The organism is Dialister succinatiphilus (assembly GCF_928721695.1).
Taxonomy (GTDB): domain Bacteria; phylum Bacillota; class Negativicutes; order Veillonellales; family Dialisteraceae; genus Dialister; species Dialister succinatiphilus.
Genome location: NZ_OV788641.1, coordinates 1,311,510 through 1,337,692, shown reverse-complemented (window position 1 = coordinate 1,337,692; position 26,183 = coordinate 1,311,510). Strand labels below are relative to the sequence as shown.

The window sequence follows — 26,183 nt, the reverse complement described above, 5'->3', positions numbered from 1 at the left end:
CTCCTTCCCCCCACAAAATGGGATAGAGGGTTTAAGGCAGCGTTCCTCTCCTCTTTTACGCAGCAGGGAGTATAATAAAAACAGTTGCAAAGGAGGTTTTTCTATGATGAATGAACAGGTCAAGAAAATTCTGGAAAACAATCTTTGGGAAGCAGCCACTGTATGCAGCAAGGGATTCCCCAATGTGGTGCCAGTGGGATTCAAAGCGGTGCTGAACGATGGGAAACTGGCCATTGGCGATGTATTCCTGAAACAGACTCTGGAAAACATTGAAGCCAACCACCGCATTGCCATTTCCGCCTTTGATCCCAAAACCACGGAGGGCTACCAGATCAAAGGAAGGGCTGACTATGTAACCGACGGACCGGTGGTGGAAAAATTCAAGGCCCTGGCAGAAGAACTTTTCCACGGCGCCTGCACGGCTAAGGGAGCTGTCATTATCACTCCGGAAAAAATCGTAGTCACCACCCCGGGGCCGGATAATAAAAAAATCCTTTCCCTGGAATAAATGAATAAAGCACGCAAAAAGAGGCTGTGAAAAAATGGTAATCATTTCTTCACAGCCTCTTTTTTCATGTTCAGCGTGTGACAGCCTGTCTTTCCCTGCCGGCTCTGACCTTCGGACAAGTATTTTTCAAAGGGGCCTTCCGGAAGGATTTGACGTGATTGCTTTTTCTTCATGAGCCAGCCTGTTGGTAAGGAGCTGCAGCATACCGTCAAGGCTTGATGTTTCTCTGCGGCTTACCATGGCATACTGCAGATAGAGGGTCACGGGAAATCCTTCGATTTCCTTGATTTCATGTATCTTTTCTGCGGCCTCCAGAATCCGCTTTTCCATATCTTTATGGCCTTCTTTTTTAAAGAGGAATATGAAGGAAGACAGGCTGATTCTGGCAAGGGATATGTCCGGAAGGCTGAGGGCAGAAAAAATGTCCACCACCTTTGCGAGAAGGACCTGGTGCACCTTATGTCCAAAGGCATGCTCCACCTCATTCATGGCCGGTACATTCACCTGCATGGCCAAGTACTCTTCCTGTCGCCGCTGGTAACTGTCCTCATAGGTCAAACCGGCGGCTATCATGCCGCGGTAGGAGGCAAGTCCCGTTTCACTATCCACGAAGGAAAGCTTCCTTTCCTCTTCCCCCAGCACCTTTTCTTCGGCCATATCATGGAAATAGCCGGCCAGCCCGGTGATTTTTCTGCCATCATACACAGGAAACTTCGTGGCGGCAATGGTTTTCAGCCGGCCTCTGACCAGGCAGCTGCCGATGGCATGGCGGGCTGTAATGCCCTTTGCAATCACCGTTTCCTCTATATGTTTGAAAGGCTCATTGTCCACATGCCATGCCATTTCTTCATCGGTCTTTCCCAGGACCTGGTCCGGAGAAAGGCCGTAGTAGGACAGAAAATCCCGGCTCACTGCCGTAAAGCGGCGGTTTCTGTCCTTCACGAACCATTTGATATGGCCCTCTTTCTGGAAGGAAGAAAAGACAGCGGCTTTTTTCCTCCATTCTTCGACGCGGCTGTTTCCGGCCACGGCAAAGGAACGGACGAAGGCATTCAGAAAGGCCTCTCTGTCCCAGGCCCTTTCGATGGCGGCACCCATCATCATAAGAAGAATGTCCTTCCCGCCCCTGTGGTCCAAAAGGTAGGCATCCAGTTCCTTCCATACATAATTCCCGTTTCTCTCCCGGACCCGGAAGAGTTCGCAAGGCACATAGCGGTTCTTCTCGCTGCCCAGGCTGTAAAGCACCGAAGGCTCCACAAAGTGAAGGAACCTTTCCCTGTCCTCGTCATGCACCCGTCTCTCTGCGAAACGATGGAATGTATCTTTTGCCGGCATCTGATCACCCGGGTGGAAGAGAGAACTGGTGGTTTCCAGTACCTCCAGGGTTCCCTCTTCCGTATGGTACAGGCTTAATTCATCACAGATGGAAACGGTACGGCGAAGGAGGCTGTCCAGACTTTCTGTTTTCTTCATCCTTTCATCGGACGCCAGATTGTACACCGATGTTTCCCCTGCATACAGGTTCTCATCTCCTGCCAGGATTTCGCCGGAAAGCTGGAAATAAAAACCATTGTCCGTAAAAGTCATGGTCTGCCTTTCCTGCCGCGCCAGCAGCCGTTTCACGAAGGCCAGGAACTTTTCACGAAGGGGGAAATCCGGATCGGCCAGGACGCGGTTCACCTCTTCAGCCGTGACCGCCGTGGCACCTTTCAGATTTCCCTCATGGGCTTCGTTCTGGAGAAGAAGCTGGATATGGCTGCCCCTTCCCAGATAAAGGGCCACAGGCTCATGGGTCACCACATTCACCAGGCCCACCCGGTTCAGTACTGCTTCTTCCGCAGCACTCTCCATGTCTATCTTTTTTCCCTTCATCCACTGCTCTAAATCCTGCCAGGGCCTGGGGCGGCTGTAATAGAAGCCTTGAATTTTCTCGCAGCCTATGGACCTTAGAAATTCCACCTGCTCCCGGGTTTCCGCCCCTTCCGCCAGGGTGTGGATGCCCAGGGTCTTGGCCATGACTACGATGGACTTGATAATCTTCCTGCTCCGCTCATTGAAATGACGCAGAAAGGCCATATCGATTTTCAGCTCATCCAGATAGAACGTATGAAGCACATTCAAAGAAGAGTACTGGCTGCCGAAATCATCCAGCCAGCATTCATAACCGGCCTTTCGGAAAGCGGCAATCGCCTTTTTCAGCACTTTTTCACTTTTCACCAGGGCGGACTCTGTGATTTCAATGCGGATCAGACGGCGAGGCAGGCGATAGCGCTTCATCACTTCTTCCACCATATCCAGTGGCTGGGAAACCTCAAAATCCACCCGGGACAGGTTCACCGACACTGGCACCACAGGAAGGCCCTTCCTCCTTCTCTCTGCAAGGAAACGGGCTGCCGCCTCCAGAACGTACCGGTCCAGCTTATCAATGATACGGGCCCCTTCCAGCACAGGGATAAAAATACCAGGCGTAAGCAGTCCTTTATCCGGATCTTCCCAGCGTGCCAAGGCTTCCATACCACAGATCTTTCCTGAAAGCGTGCGGATGACCGGCTGGAAATAAATCCTGATATGCCCCTCTCGGAGGGCCCTGTCAAAGTGACGAAGCACGTAAGCCCGGTTCTCCAGCATACTGCCCATGGAGTCTTCATAGAAGGCCCAGCTTCGGGACCCGTCGGTTTTGATGGAATCACAGGCAATCTTTGCCAGATCGAAGGAATTGCGAAGGGCCGTAATCGGAGGCACTGTCTTTCCAAAATCACAAACGCCTGCCTTCAGTCGGACACTGGAATCATCAATATATCTGTCGATGTCCCGAATCATAGCCTCCAGCGCCTCCGGCACCCGTCTCCGGGACCCCAGGAGAAAGAAGGTATCACGTTCCGGATGAGCGGCTAATTCATCAGGGAAATATGTCCGCAAATCATCAGCGATTTTCTGCAGCAGCCGATTTCCCGCTTCCCTGCCATAGGAAGCATTATAGATTTTGAAATTGGTCAGATTGAAGTATATGGGATAATAAGAGCCGAAAGTTCCCTTCTCCGCATCCTTCTTCGCCTGAGCCAGCATTTTCTTCACAAACACCGGCAGAGAAAGAAGCCCCGTCAGCACATCCCGGGAAGAAAGAGAGGAAATGATATTCGACGGCACCACACTCAGCACCCACACCGCCCCGGTCCCCTCACGGACTGACCGGGACAGCACTCCTTCCATGCGGCGGAAATGGCCATCCCTGGTACGGCAGCTGAAAGAAACATAAAACCGGTCATTTCCCAAAGACTGCGCACCAGTCAGTCCCACCTCCGAAAGAGGCCGGTAATCCGACAGCTCCACCATTCCCCGGAGCACTCCTCCGGTATGCGAAAGGAACTCCTCCATGCTGTGACACTTGTACAGATGTAGAAGAGCCTGATTGGCAAAAAGGATTTTCTCCTTTTCATTATCTTCGATCACACATATCCCTTCGGGAAGGTCATCGAAGTGAAAATCAAGCGGTGTAGATTCTTTCATAGCAACCTCGGATAAAAGAAACGTTCAGAAGGTTCTTAGGTTTGACCGGCCCCTTGGGCCGGAGGGTTCTTAAGATTGACAGCGGCTTCGCCGCTGAGGGTTGTGGATTGCCGCTATCGCGGCAATGAATATAAAGGCCGCCTTCGGCGGCAAAAGTTTACTCTACGCTCAACTTACTGCTTCTTATGTCACTCTATGCATAGCACCGATAGAAGTTCCCCCTCCGGGGAAAAGGTGGTGCGCCAGCACCAAAAGGGGTGCATTTCCCTCGCCCGTCAGGGCGGTTGTATGGTTCTCGCCGCCGGAAGGCTATACACAGCTGATGACTGAAATGCTCAGCACCCATAGTGCCCCCAGCGAAGCTGGGGGAAAGGTGGTACCGCAGGCACCAAAGGGGGCCGCCGCAGGCGGCATTTATACCGGCGCCGCAGGCGCCCACCACATCCCTCGGGCCGGCAGGCCCGTCAAACTTACGCCCCCTCAGGCCGCCAGGCCTGTCAACCCTCGCACCCGCAGGGTGCGTCAACCTTCGGGCCCGGAGGGCCCGTCTATTTCATCATGAACGATGGTATTTCTTCCTTTTCCTTTCGCTTCAAACATATATCGGTCAGCCCGGCCAATGATGGACTTCATCGTATCCTCCGGTGTCACCGCCGTAATGCCTACGGACATGGTGATATGAAGATTTTCTTTGCCATCTCCCACCACTACCATGGATACGATCTGCTGAAAGCGCTTGGAAATAGGAATGATATCCCTTTTATTTTTAATGGGATAAATGCCGATAAATTCCTCTCCGCCCCAGCGGCCAACGGTGTCGGTTTTCCGGATATGGCTGCTCACGGTTTGGGCGAAGGTTTTCAGGATTTCATCACCTGCCTGATGGCCGTAGGCTTCATTAAAGTCGTGAAAGTGGTCGATATCCGCAAAAAGCAGGGCAAAAGGCTCCTGCAGACGATGGTACTCAGAGAAGCGTGTCTTCAGCACCGCTTCCAGAAAGAGCCGGTTCGGCAGCTTGGTGAGGGCGTCATGATAGGCCATGGAATAAAGATTTTCCACGATACGGGTTTCCCGGTTCATCAGCTGTATGGGAGTAAACACTTCTGCCACCAGCTTTAACTTTCCCATTTCATCCTCCAGCGGAATGAAATGGGCCTGCACGGCCACCATGTATCCCTTCTTATGGGTAAATACCAGCTTCTTGGTGGAAGGCCTGTTTTCATCCATGCAGGCCAGCAGAGGGCAGTAGGTCTTGCACAGAGGCGTCCCTTCCTCATCCATGTGGTTCAGCTCCGTGTCCGGGCATCGCCGGCCCACCATTTCCTCCCTGCTGTAGCCGGTGATGCTCTCCGCCGCCCGGTTCCAGTACACAATGGTTCTATCGGGCTTAACGATATACACACCATAGGGCAGCGCCGCAACCAGCTGGAAGAAATCATTTTCACTTACTGTCAAAAGAGCAACCTCCTCATCTTCATGCACCACGAACCTTCCGACAGACAGCTCCGTTCCGTCACCGGGTCCGAAATCCTTGAAACGTGCCGAGACTTTTCTCCTCCCTGGAAGAAAAGTTCTCTATAACACATAGTTTATATTTTTCTCATGCCGATTGCAAGACCAAGCCGGTCCGCTTCCCCAGCCTTCATCTCCAGCACCGACGATGCCCTGAGGCAGGCGGACAGGCCGATCCAGGGATGGAGACGGCGGACGATTTTCACAATAGTCATGGAAGAGTCAAAATATACGGCATCAATGGCAAATCTCATAAAACACATATGAATACTGTTCGTAGATTTCAGAAACAGCCCCTGGCCGGGAGAAAGAGGCGAGCACAGCATAAGCCCCTTAAACCGGGCCCACCAGCTCTCCGCCAGCTCCACGGAAATGGAAATCTCCGGATGGCCCTCAAAGGACCAGACTTCTTTCTGCAACATCATGCCTCCTATAAAAAAGACCGTGAAGGGATTCACGGGGATAGGGCCGCAAAGCGGCCTTGGACGCGCTTTCGGCGCGAGGATTCAGAGAGGAAGGTTCTTAGGATGGATGGGCCTGGGCCCAAGGGTTCTTAAGTTTGACGGCCTTTCAGGCCGAGGGTGGTGGTGGCGGCTTCGCCGCAAGTTTTATAAGGCCGCCTTCGGCGACCCCCCTCCACCACTTCGTGGTCCCCCTCCCCCCGATAAGCGGTGGGAGGCAAGTTTGAAGGTCGTGGTCTCCTTTTCCCCCCCCACAAAATGGGATAGGCAGGGTTTGCACTTGTCAACAAAAATTGGACACGAAACTAAAAAAATTAGGCATAAAAATTGAATACTTGTACAAGGCGCAGTGAATCTTCCAACATCGCCTCGGGAACCGACAGACACTTCATGCCAACTATAACTTGAATAAGTTCAGCAATTAGAAATATGGCGTTCTCGGTACTGCTTCGGCGTCAGGTAGCCCAATGTATAGGCCGGCCTATATTCGTTAAAGAAATGGATGTAATCATCCACCTCTTCCGCGATGGACTTCTCTCCGGTCACGTGCAAGTCCATGAACATCTCGGCCTTAATCCATCCATTGACAGATTCCATTGCAGCGTTATCTGTCGGCGTTCCGGCACGTGACATCGACCGGGTAATGCCGTACATGGGCAACAGGTCGTTGTAGGCCTTAGATGCGTAGACAGATCCCTGGTCCGTGTGCAGAATCATTTGGTGCTCCGGATGTTGCTCCTTCCATGCAATCAGATCTTTCAGCCCACTGATATAGGTCATGCGGTCGCCACGCTTTGCCGAAAGGGAATGGCTGACAATCTCATCGTTCCAGAGATCCATGTAAAGAGTCAGTTCGTAGTAGGTGCCCTTCACATAAAACGCTGTCATATCGCTCACGATGCACTGCATTGGCCCGTCAATCTGCATTTCTGACAGGAGCAGATTGGGGAATATTCGCGCCGGATCTCCAGCCTTCTTGTAGCGGTAATGCTTGGACTTGCTCTTGATTCCCGCAATCTTGCAGCACTTATGAGCATAGGGATCAGACAGGACAATGTTTTTGTCCAGGCGTATCTTGGCATTCAGCCAGCGGTAACCATGCGATGGATACTTCAAGTGGTATTCTTGAAACAGCCTGACATTGCTTGCAAGGTTCTTCTCTCTTTCCGAAGGCTGAGAAAGATGCTTCTTCCATGCGTAGAAACTACTCCGCTGGATGCCCATTGCTTTACATAGGATCTTCACTGGGATTTCTCCTGACAGTTCCATAATCACTTGGTAGTCTTGCTGGCGTATAGAATTACCGTACCATCTCCCTTCACCTCGTATCCTTTTTTTAACCTTGCTTCTGTGATCCTGGCTTTAATCAGCTCCTGGATCAATTCCTCCTTTGTCATAGATTTCAGTTCATCCAGCTCTGCCGGCCCTTTCTTGAAAGAGAGTGCGCTGATGGATCTCTGTCCGCGTTTGGGCGGCAGCCGATTGGCATCCCGATACATTCTCATGTAATTCCGTGCGGTCTGCTCACTGATGCCATATTCTTCTGCGGCTTCATACCGGCTTATTTCGCTGTAGTAAATTCGTCGACCGATGTCCAATCTTTGCTCTTTCGTGTACTTCATGGCAAACCTCCTGTCCAGTAAAGGGGAGACACTCTGTCCAGTGCTTATTTTGCACTGCCTATGCAGTGTACACTGTATGTCTAAAAATTACCCCCTCTGTGTCCAATTTTAGTTTACCATTTCAGTTTGAGGCAACGTTCCTCTCCTCCATGTTACCTGCCCACCCCCTTCCCGGGGGTGGGTGGCGAGCGCAGCGAGACGGAAGGGGGCGGCTGGATGGGCCGCTCCGCAGCCCGGGTTCATAGGGTTCAGAGGGGAAGGTTCTTAAGATGGACCGGCCCGTTGGGCCGGAGGGTTTGTAAGTTTGACGGCCTTTCAGGCCGAGGGTGGTGGTGGCGCTTTCGCCGCAAGTTTTATAAGGCCGCCTTCGGCGGCCCCCCTCCACCACTTCGTGGTCCCCCTCCCCCCGACGAGCGGTGGGAGGCAAGTTTGAAGGTCGTGGTCTCCTTTTCCCCCCCCCACAAAATGGGATAGGCAGGGTTTGAGGCAACGTTCCTCCCCTCCATGTTACCTGCCCACCCCCTTCCCGGGGGTGGGTGGCGAGCGCAGCGAGACGGAAGGGGGCGGCTGGATGGGCCGCTCCGCAGCCCGGGTTCATAGGGTTCAGAGGGGGAAGGTTCTTAAGATGGACCGGCCCGTTGGGCCCAAGGGTTCTTAAGTTTGGCGGCCTTTCAGGCCGAGGGTGGTGGCGGCTTCGCCGCAATTTTTATAAGCCGCCTTCGGCGGCCCCCCTCCACCACTTCGTGGTCCCCCTCCCCCCGACGAGCGGTGGGAGGCAAGTGATAAGAGCGTAGTTTCCTTCCCTATCCATGAGGAGGAAAGGTTTAAGAAAAGCCACTCATTTCCCCATGGTCTGCATGAGGGAGATCAGGGACGGCAGGAGCACGACCACGAAGATGGCGGGGAAAATGCAGAACACCAGAGGGAAAACCATTTTTACCGGGGCCTTCATGGCCTGGGTTCTGGCTCTCTGACGGCGCAGGTCCCTCATGTTGTCGGCCTGGATGACCAGGGTGTCGGACATGGAAGCGCCCAGGCGCTCGGACTGCACCACAGACATGACGAAGAGGTATACGTCCTGCACGTCGCAGCGTTTCGCCATGAGCTGCATGGAGCGGCGGCGGGTCATGCCCATTCGGGTATCCCGAAGCATGCGGCGGAATTCGTCAATCAGGGGGCCTTCCATCCGTTCCACCACTTTACGCATGGCACCGTCCAGAGAAAGGCCGGCCTGGACGGAAATGGAAAGGAGGTCAAGCACATCCGGCAGCTGGCGGACGATCAGGTCCTGCCGCTTTCTGATGATATGGTTGAATATGCCGAAGGGAAGGAGGGCGCCGAAGAGGAAGCTGCCCCACACCACGCAGAGGCCATGGAGGGTGTCCATGGGATTTTTGGCAGTATAATAAAAGCCCAGAAGGCCGAAGAAAACCATGGAGAAGAACCAGAGTCCCACCACGGTCCTCACCTTCCATATGCCCTGTTTTCCTGCCAGCATGATACGCCGTTCCATCATTTTCGGCATGGCGGAGGGGGCAAAGTGGGAGAGAAATTCCATCACATGGGCCAGCAGCCGTCCTACGGTACGCTGGTAGAGAGGAATCTTTTTCAGATCATCTTCCCCGGTTTCCTCTTCTTCCTCCGTTTCCTCGCGGAAGCTGTCCAGACGGCGTTTCATTTCCTGGCCGTTAAAATGTTTAACCGCCAGCACCACTAGAGCCAGGAAAAAGAAGAGGGCCAGGGCAATGGATAAGGAAAGAGCCAGCATGGTTAGTCACCGTCCTCCCACTGGCCGACTCCGGCCTGCTGCATGAATTTCGGAAATTCCACATTGTGGGCTTTGAACTTGGACAGGAACTGGGGCTGGAGGCCTGTGGGCATGAACTGGCCCAGGGCTTTGCCGTTTTCATCAAATCCGGTCTGTTTATAGCGGAAGAGGTCCTGGAGAACGATGACATCCCCTTCCATTTTCTGTACTTCTGTAATATAGGTAATTTTACGGGAACCGTCCTGGATACGTTCCTGGTGGATAATGAGGTCCAGGGCCGAGGAAATCTGGTCTCTGATGGCCCGCACAGGAAGGTCCAGACCACTCATGAGCACCATGGTTTCCAGACGGGACAGCACATCTCTGGGGCTGTTGGCATGGGCCGTCGTCAGGGAGCCGTCGTGGCCGGTATTCATGGCCTGCAGCATATCCAGGGCTTCGCCGCCTCTGACTTCGCCTACAATAATGCGGTCAGGGCGCATACGGAGGGAGTTCTTTACCAGGTCCCGGATGGTGACTGCCCCTTTCCCTTCGATGTTGGCCGGGCGGGCTTCCAATGTCACCACATGGGGCTGCTCCAGACGAAGTTCCGCCGCATCTTCGATGGTGACGATACGTTCATCATGGGGAATAAAGGAAGACAGCACGTTCAGACTGGTGGTTTTACCGGAGCCGGTACCACCGCTGACCATGATATTCAGCTTCGCCTTCACGCAGGCGCGGAGGAAAATGGCCATCTGCTCCGACAGGGTGCCGAAGGAAATGAGATTTTCCACGGAAAATGGCGTTTTGGAAAACTTTCGGATCGTCACGCAGGGTCCGATGAGGGACAGCGGCGGAATAACGATATTGACACGGGAACCGTCAGGCAGGCGGGCATCCACCAGAGGAGATGCTTCATCTACATGACGGCCGATGGGGGTGACGATTTTGTCGATAATGGACATTAAGTGTGCATTATCATGGAACTGGGCGCCTGTCAGATGGAGTTTCCCCATCCGTTCCACATAAATCTTCTTCGGCCCGTTCACCATGACTTCGGTGACAGAGTCATCTTTCAGGAATGGCTCGATAGGACCGTAGCCCAGGATTTCATCGCAGATATCCGACACCAGCCGGGCCCTTTCGCCCCGGGGCACCACAAAGGGATTGTGTTCCAGCACCCGCTGCACGTAGCCGGAAATCACATTCTCAATATCCTGGCGGCTGCGGTTCGTACCGTCCAGGATTTTCTGCTGTTCCGAAGTCATTTCTTCTACAATGGCCCGGTGTACATCAAGCTTCAGTGCCTGGTATTCCTCTTCCTTCGCATCCACCGCCCGCCCGGCAAATATATTCTCTTCCTTGACCTCGGTCTTGCCCTTCTCTTCACGGCGCCCCAGACGTTCCAGCAGTGTCACGGTTTACATCCCCTTTGTATTGAAATCAATTAAGTCTTATTTTTATTCTCATCATACATATAATAGACAATATTGTAGTTCTGTGGTAATCCGATGCCCAGGTTCTCTAAAACTATCGGAAACGCATAATCCTTATTCAACGTTGCCTTAATTTCCACACCTACAGAATCAGCAGGCACTCCATTTGGTGGATTATTTCCTGTTTCAGATATGGTGATACCATCAAAGGTATATAAATTGGTAGTCATATGCGAAGTATGAATCATGTCTGCATACTGTTTCTCCAAATATTTATAAGATGCCTGTGCCTTTGGGTCGTTTTCTTGTCCTTCAGGCACTTTTTCACCTACAATAACGGCTTCTCTAGCCGCTGAGCGGGCCATGTTAGATAGAGTAATATAGTCACCAAAAAGAAAGCCGCAGTACATGATTCCAAAGAAAAAAATGAAAAAAAAGGGAATCAACAGTGCAAATTCTACAATTTCTTGGCCTCTTTGCATTTTCATGTTGATTCCTCCTTCATTTCATAGTTCTTTGGACAAAGCAGCATATACTGCTGCCCTGTCCAAAGAACTCCTGCATAAACAGGGGTTCTTTGAATCTGCCCGAAAACCGATTAGGCTCCAGCATTCTTAGTAGCAACAGCTGCTGCAGAACTGGTAACTTTACCAGCATTGTCGAAAATCTTTGTAAGACTATCCTCAAGACCACTAGTCTTATAAATCAGGAAGCCGATAGCAACAATGATAGCCAGAAGCAGAGCATATTCTACCAGATCCTGACCTTTTTCACCAAGGTATGGTCTTACATAGTAGTCATACATCTGAGAAGCGAGAGACATCATGGGGATTCACCTCCTTCCATGGTAATCCATCATATTGAATATATAAAAAGCCGGAAGGCTTTTTACCAAAACATTAAATCTTAATATCCACTATCTTATAGATGGCGATAAACCCTACGATTTCAAGAATAATGGCTGCCCCGATGGCAATATGGCCGATGGTAGTCGTAATAAGGGGTTGTATGAAAGAGGGGGCCAACGTATAGAAAAATAAAGCCAGCACCACTGGAATGCAGGCCAGAATGATGCCTGTGGCCCGCCCCTGGGCAGTGAGTGTTCCAATTTCACGACGAAGACGGATACGCTCTGAAATGGTTTCCCTGATCGTATCCAGGATAGTGGCCAGATTGCCGCCTACCTGCTGCTGAATGAGTACAGCTGTCACCACCAGGGAGAAATCGGCGCTGCCCACTCTTGAATATTCCGCAACAGGTGTACCGCCTATCCGAAAAAGCGGTACCGCCTTTCCGCGGAAAGTGTACCGCTTATCCGCCAAGGTGTACCGCTTATTCTTTAGGTTATGATGTTAAAATAATTTAGTCATTTTTCGCATCGGTGCTATTCAAATATTCTCTCATATTCATTGATCCGCAATTGATGTGGTAGGCATTGTGAATGATTCTGTCCATAATCGCATCGGCCAGAACCCCATCACCGAGGCGCGGATACCATTCTGAGCTTTTGTACTGGGAACAGAAAATAGTAGAATGGGCATCGTACCTGTTTTCCAAGATTTCAAGAAGATACTGCTGCTCCACTTCCGTCGGCATCTCGAGAAGCCATTCGTCGATGATGAGGAGATCGTAGCCGGAGAACTTCTTTACAATGCTGGCCACGCTCCGTCCGACTTCGGTTCCATAATTGAACTGTTCCATAAGCTCCGGCATGCGGAAATACTTGACCCTGTACAGATGGCGGCAGGCCTCTTTCCCTAAAGCACAGGCGAGGTGGGTCTTTCCTACTCCGGTAAATCCGTTGATGATCAGATTCTTATGGCGTTCAATGTAACCGCAGCTGGCATAGCCCAGGATTTCTTCGCGGCTGAAACCTCTTCCCTGCAGGATAAGGGTGTGAACATCGGCATCAGGATAGCGAAACTTAGCAATATGCGTCAGCCTCCGGATGCGATCATCCAATTTTACTGAATAGCATTCATCGATGGCCAGTGTCAGCCTCGAATCGAAGTCCAAAGGGGCATAAGATTCCAGATCACTCTGCTGGTTCTGCAGGGCTTCTACCAGAGGTTCCATTTTCATGTTGCGGAGTTTCCGCTGTGTTTCTTCATTGATCATTTTGTCTTTCCTCCATAATAGTCTGCGCCGCGGATGTAAGCGCCTTTTTCGGAAATACTGTGTTTTCCGGTATTTTCATAACGGGCGGAATGTACGCCGTCCAGGATTTTGTCTTGATTGTTCCCCAATACAGCTTTAAGATAGTTGTAGCGGGGCGATGTTGTGTGGGCTAAAGCATACTGGCAGGCATTCTCGAAGCGGTCCTTCGGATATTTCTGACTGAGATGCAGAACGGCCAATGAAGCATTATAGCCCTGCTCTTTTATGGTTACACTGTCAAAGATCCTCCTGATGACTTCCGACGTACACGGTCCGATTTTCCCGGCCCAGGCACAGATGCGATCTTTGTCCATTTCCGGCTGGTTGAATTCATCCGGCATATCTCCCGGGCGTGTGGAATAGTGGTTGGTCATGTAGTCAGGAAATCTGATGTGGGAGGCAATACGCCGGTTTCCGCAGTAGATTTCCACAAGTTTGTCGGTGTAACGGATGTCCACGGACTGCCCGCGGTATACGTAGGGAACGGAGTACCAGTTTTTCTTAAAGGAAACGTGGAAATTGGGATATACTTTCCTTCCCAGAATAACCGCGGCGATTTCATAAGGAGCTCGTGGAAGAGCCCGGAGATATTTCTTCTCGTCCAGCCATACTTCATAGCGGCTTCCCTGCCTTTTCTGGAAGGGCTGCCGGTTGTACTTATCTGTAGCAGTTACTACATCCTTCTGCAGCTCGCCAAGAGTAAAGTAAACCTTATTGCGAAGACGGGCGATGATAGCGGTGGCAATATTTCCAACCGTATTCTCCACGGATGCTTTCTGCTTGGGCTTCCGCACACCGGCAGGCATAATAGCAGTTGAATAATGAAGCCCAAGTGCCTCATAGGCGTCGGTGAGAACCACTTCACCCTCTTTGGGATGCTTCACAACGCCGGTTTTGAGATTGTCACAGACTGTCCGCACAGGAACGCCGCCAAATGCCTCGTACATGTGGACATGGCACCGGAGCCATGTATCCATCTTCATATCCAGCGTGGCCTCCACGTAGGCATACCTGCTGTATGTGAGGCAGGAAACAAAGAGATGCACGGAAATGGTCGCGCCGGTATCACGGTCGATGATCTGCATGGTCGGCCCGCTCCAATCGACCTCGCACTGGGCTCCGGGCTTATGCTCCAGATGATTGGTCAGGTCATGGGTTGTGCAGTACCGGCCGTAATCCTCACAGAACTTGGTATGCCCTACAGCAATGTTTCCATTCTGGTGACACCTGTCACGATACTCCGTCCAGAGCAATGAAAGAGTCACACCCGGCTTCTTGAGCTCTTTATGGATGGATTCGTAATCCGGCAGCTCGTACATGTCTGAACCTTCCGGTCGGTCAGGGAAGAAGAGCTTTTGTAGTGCTGCATCATCCAGCTTGCGGATGCCCGCATAAGTGATGCCCTTCTTCCGCGCTGTTCGCAGTACGGTAGTAATCGTACTCCTCGACATGTGACGGGAGCGGGAAATCTCATCTTGAGACATTCCGCGGTCATGGAGCTCCAGGATGAGCCGGATCCTGGCAAAATTGGCCATATTAAAAGGCCTCCTTTCATAGAACAAAGGGAAATACTACGTCCCTGTTTTCATTCTATGGCAGGAAGCCATATATTAATATATTTATTAAAAGAATTTAGGAGTATTTCAGCTGGCATGTACACCAATAGTTCAAGAAGTTACCTAAAAATGGCAAGCGGTACACCTCGGCGGACAAACGGTACACCTTGGCGGACAGGCGGTACACCTACTGCGGAATACTCATTTTGTCTAATGGGACATAATGATCCTCCGCATATATTGGGGTCCCATTAGTTGTGTAAATCTTATACAATTCGACATTATTTCCCATAGCCCATAATTTATAATCACGATTTTCTGAAGTGCTAAACTCGTCAGAATTTTCCAGATAAACTTGTCTTGGACCATCAAGACGAACCCAATCATTTGCATAAATTTTTCCTTTCACCGTCAATCCATTACAATTAAACCAAACAGAATATGGGTTCCACCTGTTTAACTTTTTCATAATTTCCGAATTTCTTGACGCCGCTCCAATTATTGCGTAGCTAAATGCATCATTACCACCACTACTGCCACCACCACTTGATGGCAAAATACGTGCAGTAGATACAACTGCCACATGCAGGCTTCCAAACCCAAACATTTTGGAAAAAGTGGTCGGCGCTTCTTCGCTTACATGCAAAGTTAGCAGCAGTCCTTTTGCCGAACTTCCCTTTTGGGGAAAACGATAAAAAATACCATTCTTGTTATCATCTTTTTTATCTCTGGAAAATGGTATGCCTCCATTGTTTGCATTCATATATTTATCAATGCGGTCTTCTACTTTATTCTTATCATTTGCATCTGCCTGATATTGATAGGCTCCGGCAAGAACAGCCGCATCCGCCGCATTCTGCAGCTTCGATTTATAAGCCCAGGCGTTTCCTAAATCCACTGCAAAACCGGCGCAAAGGAAGATAATGGGAATCATGAGGGCTGTAAACACAAGAAAAGCCCCCTTCTGGGCTTTGGATTTCCACATGTCAAAACGCATAGGGAGCACCTCCATGTACCAATGATGAAGAAAAAGGGAGAATCAGATGCCTCGGATAAGCACCAGGGCCAGAGCGGTCAGTGTGAAGTAGGGACCATAGGCAAAGGCGCTTTTCCGTTTCTTTTTTCCAAGAAGAAGAAGGAGCAGCGCGGAAAGGCCGCCGAAGATGCTGCCTGCCGCCGCTACGAAGATAAGGGCGTCGGTGCCCAGCCAGAGGCCCAGGCAGGCCATGAGTTTGATGTCCCCGCCGCCCAGGGCGCCGCGGGACAGAATGCCCAGGAGCAGGAACACCACTCCGCCTCCTGCCGCCGCCAGGGCGTGGTCTGTGAAGAGGGAGGGGTAAACAGCGGTGAGAGCCATGCCCCCCAGAGCCAGGGGAATCATCATGCTGTCGAAAAGGCAGTACTGCTCAAAGTCTGTCACTGTCATCAGGATGAGCAGGGCCGTCAGGAAAAGGAGAAAGAAGAGCGGAAGGCCGGAGGTCATGAAAAGAAATCGGATGCCGCAGGCCAGAAACAGGACGCCCAGCACATAAGGCCGCCACCGGCCCCGCCGTTTCACGTCATCAGGGAAAGTCAGAATCTCTCTGTTTTTCCCATAAAGCCCCTCTATCCAGCGAGAGCCAAAGAAAGAAAGGGCCAGGGACAGCGCCGCCACTAAAAGAACATAGAGATAAAATGAAGTCGTCATACAGTCTCCTTGTCTATTTGCTTTCATTATATCATAATAGAGCCCTTTGCGGCTCAGGTTCAAAGGAGTCAAAGGTTTCAGAGGTTTCAGAGGGTTCAGAGGGTGGTGGTGGCGGCTTCGCGGTCCCTCTCCACCCATAAACGACAAGTTTTGAGGGCAACGTTCTCCTCCTCCATGTTACTTGCCCACCCCCTTCCCGGGGGTGGGTGGCGAGCGCAGCGAGACGGAAGGGGGCGGCTGGATGGGCCGCTCCGCGGCCCGGGTTCATAGAGTCCAAAAGGTTCAGATTTTTGCCACCCATACCGATGTGTTCCTCCGCTCAAGATGACACCGCCACCGTCATTTCGACCGAAGCGAAGCGGAGCAGCGAAATCTCACTCCAAAGTGTGACAAGCTCCATGGTGGCAGGAGATCTCTCGACTCAGCGTTTCAATAGAGATGAGTATCTATCACTCATAACGACAGGCAGCCCCGCTCGAGATGACGATAGCGGCAGGCAGCATGCAGTCATTCGCAGAGAGACAAATTGGCCAAAACGATGCCCCGCCCCCGTCATTTCGACCGTAGCGAAGCGGAGTGGAGAAATCTCACTCCGAAACGTGGCAAGCCTCAGGGTGGCAGGAGATCTCTCGGCTCTGCGTTTCAATAGACCCCAAAGTCCTTGCCACCCATACCGATGTGTTCCTCCGCTCGAGGGGGTTCGGCGGTGCTTTGTGATCTCACCGTCTTCAATGGAGCGAGGGCAGCGGCACAATCTTCTTGTTTCCCCTTGAGGGGAAATGCCGCGCAGCGGCAAAAGGGTGTACGAGGCTGCGTGTAGAGATGAAGCGCAAAGGCTGCCCTGACCGCCAAACGGCGGCCTGCCTGGGTGGAGTGGTCATTTGAGGCTCTTGCCGTACAACACCCCCGCGCCGCTTCGTGGCCCTCTCCGCCCCGGTGGGAAGCGTGTCACTTGATTCTCAGTCGTCTTCGACTCCCTGCGAATCAAGTTCCCTTGCCACCTCAAGGGGGCGCATGGCGGGAAACTTACCATCAGAATAAGTCATAAAAAAGGGCTGTGGAAAAATGATTACCATTTTTCCACAGCCCTTTGTCCACGCAAAAAACTCCTGATTCGTCCCATACTGATGCACGGTAGGGCTCAGGCGTTCTGCTTCGATGAATGGCTCTTCGGAGCTCCATCATTGCTCTCTGCCCATCAAGGGAACACCTTGAAGTTCGACCAGCCGGTGACGGCAAGCGACGGAGGAACAGCGGCAATTCTGTTTCCACTCGCCTTTCCTTTCGCTGCTTCGTGGCCCTCTTCACCGGAAGAAGATGAAAGGCCTTTTCGCAGCGGCAGCGGGCGCCCTGAAATATAAAAGGGCGCCTTTTCTCATCAAATCAGACAGTCTCTCGCTATATTCCCAGGATTTTATAGATTTCCTTTCCTGCATATGGGCCATAATCATGAATCATCTGATTGATTTCCTCTTCACTCATTTTCCGCTCAAATTCCGATTTCAATCTGTCAGCCGGATTCACGGCAGGTTTTTCCCTATAAGAATAAACCTGCTTCATTTGTTCCTGCTCTTCTTTAAAAAGCTTGATTTCTTTGAAGGAATGATGTGTATAAAGATATGATAAATTCTGTACAAGCCCGCGAACAACCAGGTCATGATGGTCCTTGCTTGTCATCCTTGGCACGGTTCCGGCTTCTTTCATTTCTGCATATCTTTTCAGAGTTCGGAGATATGAAATTTCCGACTTTACCATAAGAACATCAAGTTCCACTTCATATCCTCTCGCTTCCAAAATTCTTCTTGTTTTTTCCGGTACTTCCACAGTACGAAGTGTGCCCTCAACAATTAAATTCAATGATTTCCTGCTCAACTCATCAATGAGAGCTTCTGTCATTTTAGCAGCAAAGCACTTCGTTTCATCTATTATAAGATTTCCAATTTCTTCGTACCGTTTTCTATATCCGGGATAATACCTTCGATATTCATCACCATTAATAAAAGCTGCATTGCCGGCAAATTGTGAAATAAGTCCTGTTTTACCAGCTCCTGGCTGTGCGCAGACCAGGTGTGCTTTGGGATGCGGCACCGGTGTGATATCACCATATAGGTATTCTATAATATTCTGTTTTGCCGTCTGAAAATCATGAGGTTGGTAATTCATCTGGCTCCTATTTCTTTCATCATGGCATTTACGATTTTAAACTGACCCTCGATTTCATTCATTTTTTCAAGGCTGTTGGTCTGAAGTATGCTCATATACACGTGCTGGATTTTATAAAATAAAATGACCATGGGATTCTTTGTATCTGCTTTATCATTGATATGGTTTTGATTGAAATAAGCAAGGAAATCAGCAATAAGACCTGCATAAGCTTCTCTCATGATTTCCTTTTTGAGTGAGATTTCATATAAGCGGCTCATATCCACACCTCCTGTCTTATCTTTATTGTATATAGAAATTTAAATCATTGCAAATACGGAAACAGGGCCGGTAAGTTCAAAGGGTTCAAAGGATGGTGGTGGCTTTTGGACACGCCTTCGGCGTGAGGGTTAACGGGGCTTTGCCCCGAGGGTTCGTAAGGTTCTTAAGTTTGACGGCCTTTCAGGCCGAGGGTTGTGGTATCGCCCTATCAGACGATGAGTATAAAGCCAGCGTTACGGGATTTACTTTCAGTGTCATATGACATGCTTCCCACCGGGCAAGGTGGTGGCGACAGCCACCAAAGAGGGAAAACACCAAAAAGGTACGTGAAGTATATGACTCGCTGTTTTTTCCCTCATATCTCTCGTTTCCCCTTGAGGTGGCAATGAGTTTTATAGTGCCGCCTTCGGCGGTCACGTCCACATCAAGTATCATAATCAGGATTACCACCGTCCACCCCTTCGCCACTTCGTGGCCCTCTTCCCCTAAAGGGGACGCAAGGAGCGTTACGGGATTGGCTGTCTGTGTCATATGTGACACAATATCCAGTGCCACCTATTTTCTCGTTTCCCCTTGAGGGGAAATGCCGCGTTAGCGGCAAAAGGGTGTACGAGGCTGCGTGTAGAGATGAAGCGCAAAGGCTACCCTGACCGCCAAACGGCGGCCTGCCTGGATGGAGTATCATTTGAGGCTCTTGCCGTACAGCACCCCCACGCCACTTTGTGGCCCTCTCCGCCCCGGTGGGAAGCGTGTCACTTGATTCTCAGTCGTCTTCGACTCCCTGCGAATCAAGTTCCCTTGCCACCTCAAGGGGGCGCATGGCGGGAAGCTTACCATCAGAATAAGTCATAAAAAAAGGGCTGTAGAAAAATGATTACCATTTTTCCACAGCCCTTTGTCCACGCAAAAAACTCCTGATTCGTCCCATACTGATGCACGGTAGGGCTCAGGCGTTCTGCTTCGATGAATCGGCCAGGGGTAGCCGCCTAAACGGAATGTCTGTGTCGTCAAGGAAGAACAGGTATAGCCATAGTTGCCACCAGGATTTCTAGCAGGTTTTCTTCAGGAGTTTTTATATGGTTGGCGCGCCGGAGAGGTGAATTTCATGAAGGCTTCTGTCCTCCCCTCTCCGCTTCCATGGATTGTGCGCTGCGGCATAGGAAGGATTTCGGCCCGGCCTTTTCGCCTCTCTGCTGATATAGTCCGGTAAAGGAAGGAACTGTCTCCCCATCAGCCCTAAAGACAAAAGGGCCGTGAAGAAATAGATGATACCGCCCTGCCCCCGTCATTTCGACGAAAGCGAAGCGGAGCAGCGAAATCTCACTCCAAAGTGTGACAAGCTCCATGGTGGCAGGAGATCTCTCGACTCAGCGTTTCAATAGAGATGAGTATCTATCACTCATAACGACAGGCAGCCCCGCTCGAGATGACGATAGCGGCAGGCAGCATACAGTCATTCGCAGAGGGCCAAATTGGCCAAAACGATGCCCCGCCCCCGTCATTTCGACCGAAGCGGAGCGGAGTGGAGAAATCTCACGCCGAAATGTGGCACGCCACATGGTGGCAGGAGGTCTCTCGACTCTGCGTTTCATTAGAGCCCAAAGTCTTTGCCATCCATACCGGCGCGTTTCTCCGCTCGAGATGACGATGCCTGCGGGCAGCATACAGTCATTTCCAGAGAGACAAATTGGCCAAAACGATGCCCTGACCGCCAAACGGCGGCCTGCCTGGGTGGAGTGGTCATTTGAGGCTCTTGCCGTACAGCACCCCCGCGCCACTTTGTGGCCCTCTCCGCCCCGGTGGGAAGCGTGTCACTTGATTCTCAGTCGTCTTCGACTCCCTGCGAATCAAGTTCCCTTGCCACCTCAAGGGGCGCAAGGTTCAGTGGGACAATTCCTTGTTTCCCCTTGAGGGGAAATGCCGCGCAGCGGCAAAAGGGTGTACGAGGCTGCGTGTAGAGATGAAGTGCAAAGGCTGCCCTGACCGCCAAACGGCGGCCTGCCTGGATGGAGTATCATTTGAGGCTCTTGCCGTACAGCACCCCCGCGCCACTTTGTGGCCCTCTCCCCCTCAAGGGGGCGCAAGGTTCAGCAGCACAATCTCTTGTTTCCCCTTGAGGGTGGCAAAGGAACTGGATTCATAGGGGAGCAAAGCGAGCCGCGAATCCAGTGACATGCTTTCCCGTGGAGAAATGCCGCGCAGCGGCAAAAGGGTGTACGAGGCTGCGTGTAGAGATGAAGCGCAAAAGCTGCCCTGACCGCCAAACGGCGGCCTGCCTGGGGGAGTGTCATTTGAGGCTCTTGCCGTACAGCACCCCCCCCCGCCACTTTGTGGCCCTCTCTCCCTCGAGAGGACGCATGGTTGGAATCTTGCCATCAGAATAATTCATCGAAAAAGGGCTGTGAAAAATGATTACCATTTTTCCACAGCCCTTTCTGATGGCTTTCTATTTCTGATTACCAGTTTCTGAATTTAGCTGGCGGATTGTAGAGGCCGCCGGACCAGTCTACCAGGTCTTTCATGTTCTTGGCAGCCAGGAGGTCTCTGGTGGCGTCAGCAGGGTTGATGCCCAGGTCTTCCGGCAGTTTGACGATGCCTTCTTTGCGGAGCTTCTTTGTGATTTCCGGATCTTCCAGTTTGCCTACTTCGGTGTTTCCTGCCACGGCGCGGATAGCGTCCATTCTTTCTTCCATGTTGTGGCATTTATGGAGATAAGCGATACCTACTTCGGAAACGATATGGGTGAGGTCATCGGAGTAGATCATAATCGGTTCCAGATCCAGGTTGGCGTTCTTTTTCAGTGCTACGGCGTCAAGCTGTTCTACGAAGCCCGGGAAGCCTTTGGCGGAAACGGTGGTAATCATCTGGACCACCAGTTTCTTGCCGCGGTTGGCATCGCCCATGAGTTCGAAACGGTTAGCCACTTCGGCGCCTGCTTTCTGCCATGCCGGGGTGACATGACGGCGGCCTTTGGCATCGCAGCCCATGTTCGGTGCGCCGCCGAAGCCTGCCACGTTGTTCTTGGTGGCGGTGGAAGAGTTGCCGTATTTATCGATCTGCATGGTGGAGCCGATGAACATGTCTGCTGCATAGTGACCTGCTGCCTGGCAGAAGGCTCTGTTTGAGCGCATGGTGCCGTCCGGTCCGATGGCGAAGATGTCTGGACGGGCTTTGATGTATTCTTCCATGCCTACTTCGGAGCCGAAGGAGTAGACAGCCTGTACCCAGCCCGTTTCAATGGCAGGAATCAGGGTGGGGTGCGGGTTCAGTACCCAGTGGGTGCAGATCTTGCCCTTGAGTCCCAGGGATTCGCCGAAGGTGGGGAGAAGGAGTTCTACGGCAGCGGTGTCGAAGCCTACGCCATGGTTCAGGACTTTCACGCCGTATTCAGCGTAAATGCCTTTGATGGCCATCATGGCTTTCATGATGCGGTCGTTTGTAATCTTAGCGGGGTCTCTGGTGAAGAGGGGGTTCAGCATGTAGGGGGTGGGGCTTTCGATAACGAAGTCTACCCAGTCAGCCGGAATATCCACGCGGGGCAGCTTATCTACCATTTTGTTGACCTGGAAAATCACGATGCCCTGGTTGAATTTCGTAGCTTCTACGATAGCCGGTGTATCTTCGGTGGAGAAGCCGGTGTAAATATTTCCGTCTTTATCAGCTGCATCGGCGCAGACCAGGGAAACTCTGGGTACCAGGTCGATGAAGTAACGGGAGTACATTTCCAGATAGGTGTGGATGGCGCCCAGTTCGATGCCGTCGTTCTGTACCATCTGGGCCAGCCGTTTGCCCTGGCTGCCTGCATAGGCGAAGTCCAGCTTGCGGGCAATGCCTTTATCGAAAACATCCAGGTGTTCCGGAATGGAAAGGGTGGACTGAATCATGTGGAGGTCATGAACCTTGGCGGGATCCACTTCGCACAGTTTCTTAGCCAAAAAGTCTGCCTGTTTCTGGTTGTCCCCTTCGATGTTGACTTTGTCGCCGGGGCGAAGGACTGCTTCCAGCAGCTTTACTGTATCGGCAGGATCTACGATTTTGCCATGGGCATAGGGAGCGGCGGCAGCGATTCTTGTAGCGGTGTCGTCTCCTCTGGTATGCCAGTTTTTATTGCTTGGTTTGATTTCCAACATAATATCAATCCTTTCTTATGAAATGCGATAAGCAGAGTGATGACCTGCAGCACTTGGCTGGCAGGTTCTTTTTGATAATACAGGTTTTTTTATTATAATATAAGTCCTTTACTTTTGCAGGTGCAGGGCATTTCCTGGATGCCCCGCGCCTGAAAAAGGAAGGGAATCATTCCGGATCCGCCTCCTGTGAGAGATGGGCGCTGAAGGAAGGGGAATCTTTCAGCTCCCGGAGCGCTTCCCCGGAATGGGATAGTGAAGGAAAGGGGATGTCGTAAAAGGAATCTCTCTTTCCTATGACCGACTCAGAAGAAGAGGGTAGTCAGGAAGTAGAATACCGAGGGGAAAAGGAGGCATCCCAGGCCGGTGTAGAAGGTAGCGGTCATGGCTGCATAGGGAACCAGTTTCGGGTTGACAGCGGCCATGCCGGCTGCAGTGCCGGAGGTGGTGCCCATGATGCCGCCGAAAGCCATGGCAGACTGAGGATTATCAATGGACAGTGGTTTTGCCACGAAGGGGGTCACCACCATGACCAGTACCGATTTTACCACGCCTGCTGCAATGGAGATAGCGATGACTTCAGAAGAAGCACCCAGAGCGGCGCCGGTAACCGGTCCCACTACGAAGGTTGCCACACCGGCGCCAATGGTCACCAGGTCAACGGCGCTGGTGTATCCCAGAGGATAAGCCACTGCAATACCTGCCACCAGGCAGATGAATTCGCCGAAGAACAGGGACGCTACGCCGCGCCAGCCGATTTTCTTGATTTCACGAAGATCCGCACCGAATGCAGTGGAAACGATGGCGAAATCTCTAAACATGGCGCCGCCCACCAGGCCCATGCCTGCAAAGAGAGGAATATCGGCAATACCCTTATTTCCTCCGGTGGTGACACCGCCGATGTAAGCCAGTACCAGGCCCAGGAAAATGGCAATAGCACTGCCATGTACCCGGCCCTTGGTGAGGCCGCCCAGTTTATAGGCCACAAACATGATGATGCCCAGAAGCATAAAGGCGAAAATCATGCCGTTTTTAACGAATAACTTTGTAATCATTGCTGCCATATCCATGATTTTCCCTCCTTATTTGTGATCCTTGGCCAGTTCGCTGTCCGATACCGGAGCTTCCGCTTTCTTCCTTGCGAAGAAAGGAATAGCCAGGAATCCGATGACCACTGCCAGCACACCGCCCAGAACAGCCACCACGCCGCCGGAAAGAGCAGCTGCCACGTTCTGAATGGAGCTCATAGCCACAACGATGGGAATATACATGGCACTCCAGAATTTAATGCCCTGTTCCTCCGGTGCCTTCATATATCCCTTCTGAATGGCCCAGGTAGAAATCAGGATGAGGAGCAGCATGGCGAAACCTACGCCGCCGATATTGGCCTTCACGCCCAGAAGCGCTCCCAGCACATCACCGATGAAATTGCCTGCCATATAGCAGCCGGCTAAAAGTGCAACACCGTAAACAACCATAATAACCCTTCCTTTCTTTGAAAAACGTCCGTTTCCGCCCCCCTCAGGGAGCTTCGCCTTTCAAAAAACTTGAACCCTGCAAGTCTCTATTTGTTATAATAAAAGCAAATAGGACTTATCAAAAATCCTTTGATTTCTTTCAGCCTTAGTATACCTGCTTTCTTTAAAAAATTAAAAAATTATGAGCCCAGATGCAGGAAACGGGGGATAAGATGCAAATAAAATGTATTGATTGGATAATTCATAGTTTATAAGTTATTAATTTCCTGAAACATAAAGGTTACTATCTATGATTTAAGAAAGTGCGCTTCCCCTTGCGCCCCTTGAGATGGCAAGAACACAAAGCACCGCTTCCCCTTGCGCTCCCTTGAGGTGGCAAGGGAACTTGATTCGCAGGGAGTCGAAGACGACTGAGAGTCAAGTGACACGCTTCCCACTGGGGCGGAGAGGGCCACGAAGTGGCGCGGGGATGCTGTACCGCAAGAGCCTCAAATGACACTCCCCCAGGCAGGCCGCCGTTTGGCGCTCAGGGCTGCCTTTGCTCTTCTTCTCTACGCGCGGCCTTGTACACCCCTTTGCCGCTGAGCGGCATTTCCCCTCAAGGGGAAACAAGGAATTGTCCCGCTGAACCTTGCGCCCCCTTGAGGGGGAGAGGGCCACGAAGTGGCGCGGGGGTGCTGTACGGCAAGAACCGCAAGTGGCATCCCCCCAGGCAGGCCGCCGTTTGGCGGTCAGGGCAGCCTTTGCGCTCCATCTCTACGCGCAGCCTCGTACACCCTTTTGCCGCTGCGCGGCATTTCCCCTCAAGGGGAAACAAGAGATGGTCCTGCTGACCCTTGCTCCATTGGAGACGGCAAGAGCGCAAAGCACCGCTGACCCTTGCGCCCCCTTGAGGGGGAGAGGGTTACGAAGTGGCGCGGGGGTGTACTATGCTGAGAACTTCAATGAACAGCCATCATTAAAATACTCTTAATGTATTTTTCGTTAAGGCCGGTATCGCTATGACTATAGATAATCGTCATACACAAATCTTAGGTTATGCTAAGAATCTCCGTAAAAACATGACAGAGCAGGAAAGAAAGCTTTGGTTTACTTTCCTGAAAAATCACCCGATTCGATTTTATCGTCAAAAAATTGTGGACAAATACATACTTGATTTCTATTGCCACAGAGCAAAGCTTGCCATAGAAATCGATGGCAGCCAGCATTATGAAGATAAGCAGGAAACCTATGATTTTGAAAGAACTGCCTATTTAAAAAAGTTAGGAATTCTTGTGATTCGCTACACCAATCGTGACATTTCCCTTCATTTCATTGAGGTAAAGAAAGATATTGACCGCATCCTGCAAGACAGGCTGGGATTTAACCCTTGGGAAAAACGCCTCTGACCCTTGCGCCCCCTTGAGGTGGCAAGGGAACTTGATTCGCAGGGAGTCGAAGACGACTGAGAATCAAGTGACACGCTTCCCACCGGGGCGGAGAGGGCCGCGAAGTGGCGCGGGGGTGCTGTACGGCAAGAGCCTCAAATGATACTCCACCAGGCAGGCCGCCGTTTGGCGGTCAGGGCTGCCTTTGCGCTTCTTCTCTACACGCAGCCTCGTACACCCTTTTGCCGCTCCGCGGCATTTCCCCTCAAGGGGAAACAAGAGATGGTCCCGCTGACCCTTGCGCCCCCTTGAGGGGGAGAGGGCCACGAAGTGGCGCGGGGGTGCTGTACGGTAAGAGCCTCAAATGATACTCCCCCCAGGCAGGCCGCCGTCTGGCGGTCAGGTCTGCCTTTGCGCTTCTTCTCTACACGCAGCCTTGTACACCCTTTTGCCGCTGCGCGGCATTTCCCCTCAAGGGGAAACAAGAGATTGTGCCGCTGACCCTTGCGCCCCCTTGAGGGGGAGAGGGCCACGAAGTGGCGCGGGGGTGTTGTACGGCAAGAGCCTCAAATGACACTCCACCCCAGACAG

At 51.7% G+C, this 26,183-nt stretch carries 21 protein-coding genes; 2 read left to right on the top strand and 19 right to left on the bottom strand.

Going from position 1 to position 26,183, the window contains the following annotated elements; all coding sequences use genetic code 11:
- Window positions 1-103 precede the first annotated feature (103 nt).
- Entirely contained in the window at window positions 104-508 is a 405-nt protein-coding gene (locus NW747_RS05505; protein WP_273185753.1) for a pyridoxamine 5'-phosphate oxidase family protein, read from the top strand.
- A 126-nt stretch (window positions 509-634) separates the two neighbouring features.
- On the opposite strand, the gene NW747_RS05500 is transcribed toward NW747_RS05505, so the two are convergent.
- The 19 genes from NW747_RS05500 to madL form a co-directional block, all read right to left on the bottom strand.
- Window positions 635-4,015 carry an EAL domain-containing protein gene (locus tag NW747_RS05500; RefSeq protein ID WP_273185750.1) on the bottom strand — a complete coding sequence of 1,127 codons (3,381 nt, stop codon included), beginning with the start codon at window positions 4,013-4,015 and terminating at the stop codon, window positions 635-637.
- A gap of 522 nt (window positions 4,016-4,537) precedes the next feature.
- Window positions 4,538-5,470, bottom strand: a complete 933-nt coding sequence (locus NW747_RS05495; protein ID WP_273185748.1) for a sensor domain-containing diguanylate cyclase — start codon at window positions 5,468-5,470, stop codon at window positions 4,538-4,540.
- Window positions 5,471-5,604: 134 nt separating this feature from the next.
- On the bottom strand, window positions 5,605-5,952 hold the full coding sequence (locus NW747_RS05490) for a DUF192 domain-containing protein (RefSeq protein WP_273185745.1): 348 nt from the start codon (window positions 5,950-5,952) through the stop codon (window positions 5,605-5,607).
- Between the two features lie 450 nt (window positions 5,953-6,402).
- Window positions 6,403-7,257 (bottom strand): IS3 family transposase, encoded by an 855-nt coding sequence (locus tag NW747_RS05485; RefSeq protein WP_273188276.1) that lies wholly within the window; start codon window positions 7,255-7,257, stop codon window positions 6,403-6,405.
- 2 nt (window positions 7,258-7,259) lie between these two features.
- Entirely contained in the window at window positions 7,260-7,610 is a 351-nt protein-coding gene (locus NW747_RS05480) for a hypothetical protein (RefSeq protein WP_273185743.1), read from the bottom strand.
- Between the two features lie 838 nt (window positions 7,611-8,448).
- Window positions 8,449-9,378, bottom strand: coding sequence for a type II secretion system F family protein (locus NW747_RS05475; protein ID WP_273185741.1), 930 nt, complete (start codon window positions 9,376-9,378; stop codon window positions 8,449-8,451).
- Between the two features lie 2 nt (window positions 9,379-9,380).
- Window positions 9,381-10,778 (bottom strand): TadA family conjugal transfer-associated ATPase, encoded by a 1,398-nt coding sequence (locus NW747_RS05470; protein ID WP_273185739.1) that lies wholly within the window; start codon window positions 10,776-10,778, stop codon window positions 9,381-9,383.
- A gap of 29 nt (window positions 10,779-10,807) precedes the next feature.
- Entirely contained in the window at window positions 10,808-11,284 is a 477-nt protein-coding gene (locus NW747_RS05465; protein ID WP_273185736.1) for a TadE/TadG family type IV pilus assembly protein, read from the bottom strand.
- Between the two features lie 110 nt (window positions 11,285-11,394).
- The gene (locus tag NW747_RS05460; RefSeq protein WP_273185734.1) at window positions 11,395-11,622 is read right to left on the bottom strand and encodes a hypothetical protein; all 228 of its coding nucleotides are present in this window, start codon (window positions 11,620-11,622) and stop codon (window positions 11,395-11,397) included.
- A gap of 73 nt (window positions 11,623-11,695) precedes the next feature.
- Entirely contained in the window at window positions 11,696-12,118 is a 423-nt protein-coding gene (locus tag NW747_RS05455) for a type II secretion system F family protein (RefSeq protein WP_273185731.1), read from the bottom strand.
- Between the two features lie 40 nt (window positions 12,119-12,158).
- Window positions 12,159-12,914: an ATP-binding protein gene (locus tag NW747_RS05450; protein ID WP_273185728.1), complete on the bottom strand. Its 756-nt coding sequence runs from the start codon at window positions 12,912-12,914 to the stop codon at window positions 12,159-12,161.
- Window positions 12,911-14,488 (bottom strand): IS21 family transposase, encoded by a 1,578-nt coding sequence (gene istA, locus NW747_RS05445; RefSeq protein WP_273185725.1) that lies wholly within the window; start codon window positions 14,486-14,488, stop codon window positions 12,911-12,913. The genes NW747_RS05450 and istA overlap by 4 nt, the downstream gene beginning before the upstream one ends.
- 208 nt (window positions 14,489-14,696) lie before the next feature.
- Entirely contained in the window at window positions 14,697-15,506 is an 810-nt protein-coding gene (locus tag NW747_RS05440) for a TadE/TadG family type IV pilus assembly protein (RefSeq protein WP_273185722.1), read from the bottom strand.
- Between the two features lie 42 nt (window positions 15,507-15,548).
- Window positions 15,549-16,196 carry a prepilin peptidase gene (locus tag NW747_RS05435; protein WP_273185719.1) on the bottom strand — a complete coding sequence of 216 codons (648 nt, stop codon included), beginning with the start codon at window positions 16,194-16,196 and terminating at the stop codon, window positions 15,549-15,551.
- Between the two features lie 1,398 nt (window positions 16,197-17,594).
- Window positions 17,595-18,359, bottom strand: coding sequence for a zeta toxin family protein (locus tag NW747_RS05430; protein WP_273185716.1), 765 nt, complete (start codon window positions 18,357-18,359; stop codon window positions 17,595-17,597).
- Window positions 18,356-18,619, bottom strand: a complete 264-nt coding sequence (locus NW747_RS05425) for a hypothetical protein (protein ID WP_273185714.1) — start codon at window positions 18,617-18,619, stop codon at window positions 18,356-18,358. The genes NW747_RS05430 and NW747_RS05425 overlap by 4 nt, the downstream gene beginning before the upstream one ends.
- A gap of 2,457 nt (window positions 18,620-21,076) precedes the next feature.
- The gene (gene mdcA, locus NW747_RS05420) at window positions 21,077-22,750 is read right to left on the bottom strand and encodes a malonate decarboxylase subunit alpha (protein ID WP_273185712.1); all 1,674 of its coding nucleotides are present in this window, start codon (window positions 22,748-22,750) and stop codon (window positions 21,077-21,079) included.
- A gap of 302 nt (window positions 22,751-23,052) precedes the next feature.
- Window positions 23,053-23,817 carry a malonate transporter subunit MadM gene (gene madM / locus NW747_RS05415; RefSeq protein ID WP_008860332.1) on the bottom strand — a complete coding sequence of 255 codons (765 nt, stop codon included), beginning with the start codon at window positions 23,815-23,817 and terminating at the stop codon, window positions 23,053-23,055.
- A 12-nt stretch (window positions 23,818-23,829) separates the two neighbouring features.
- Window positions 23,830-24,225: a malonate transporter subunit MadL gene (madL, locus tag NW747_RS05410; RefSeq protein WP_008860331.1), complete on the bottom strand. Its 396-nt coding sequence runs from the start codon at window positions 24,223-24,225 to the stop codon at window positions 23,830-23,832.
- Between the two features lie 1,001 nt (window positions 24,226-25,226).
- On the opposite strand from madL, the gene NW747_RS05405 reads away from it, so the two are divergent.
- Entirely contained in the window at window positions 25,227-25,613 is a 387-nt protein-coding gene (locus NW747_RS05405) for an endonuclease domain-containing protein (protein WP_273185710.1), read from the top strand.
- The last annotated feature ends 570 nt before the right edge of the window (window positions 25,614-26,183 follow it).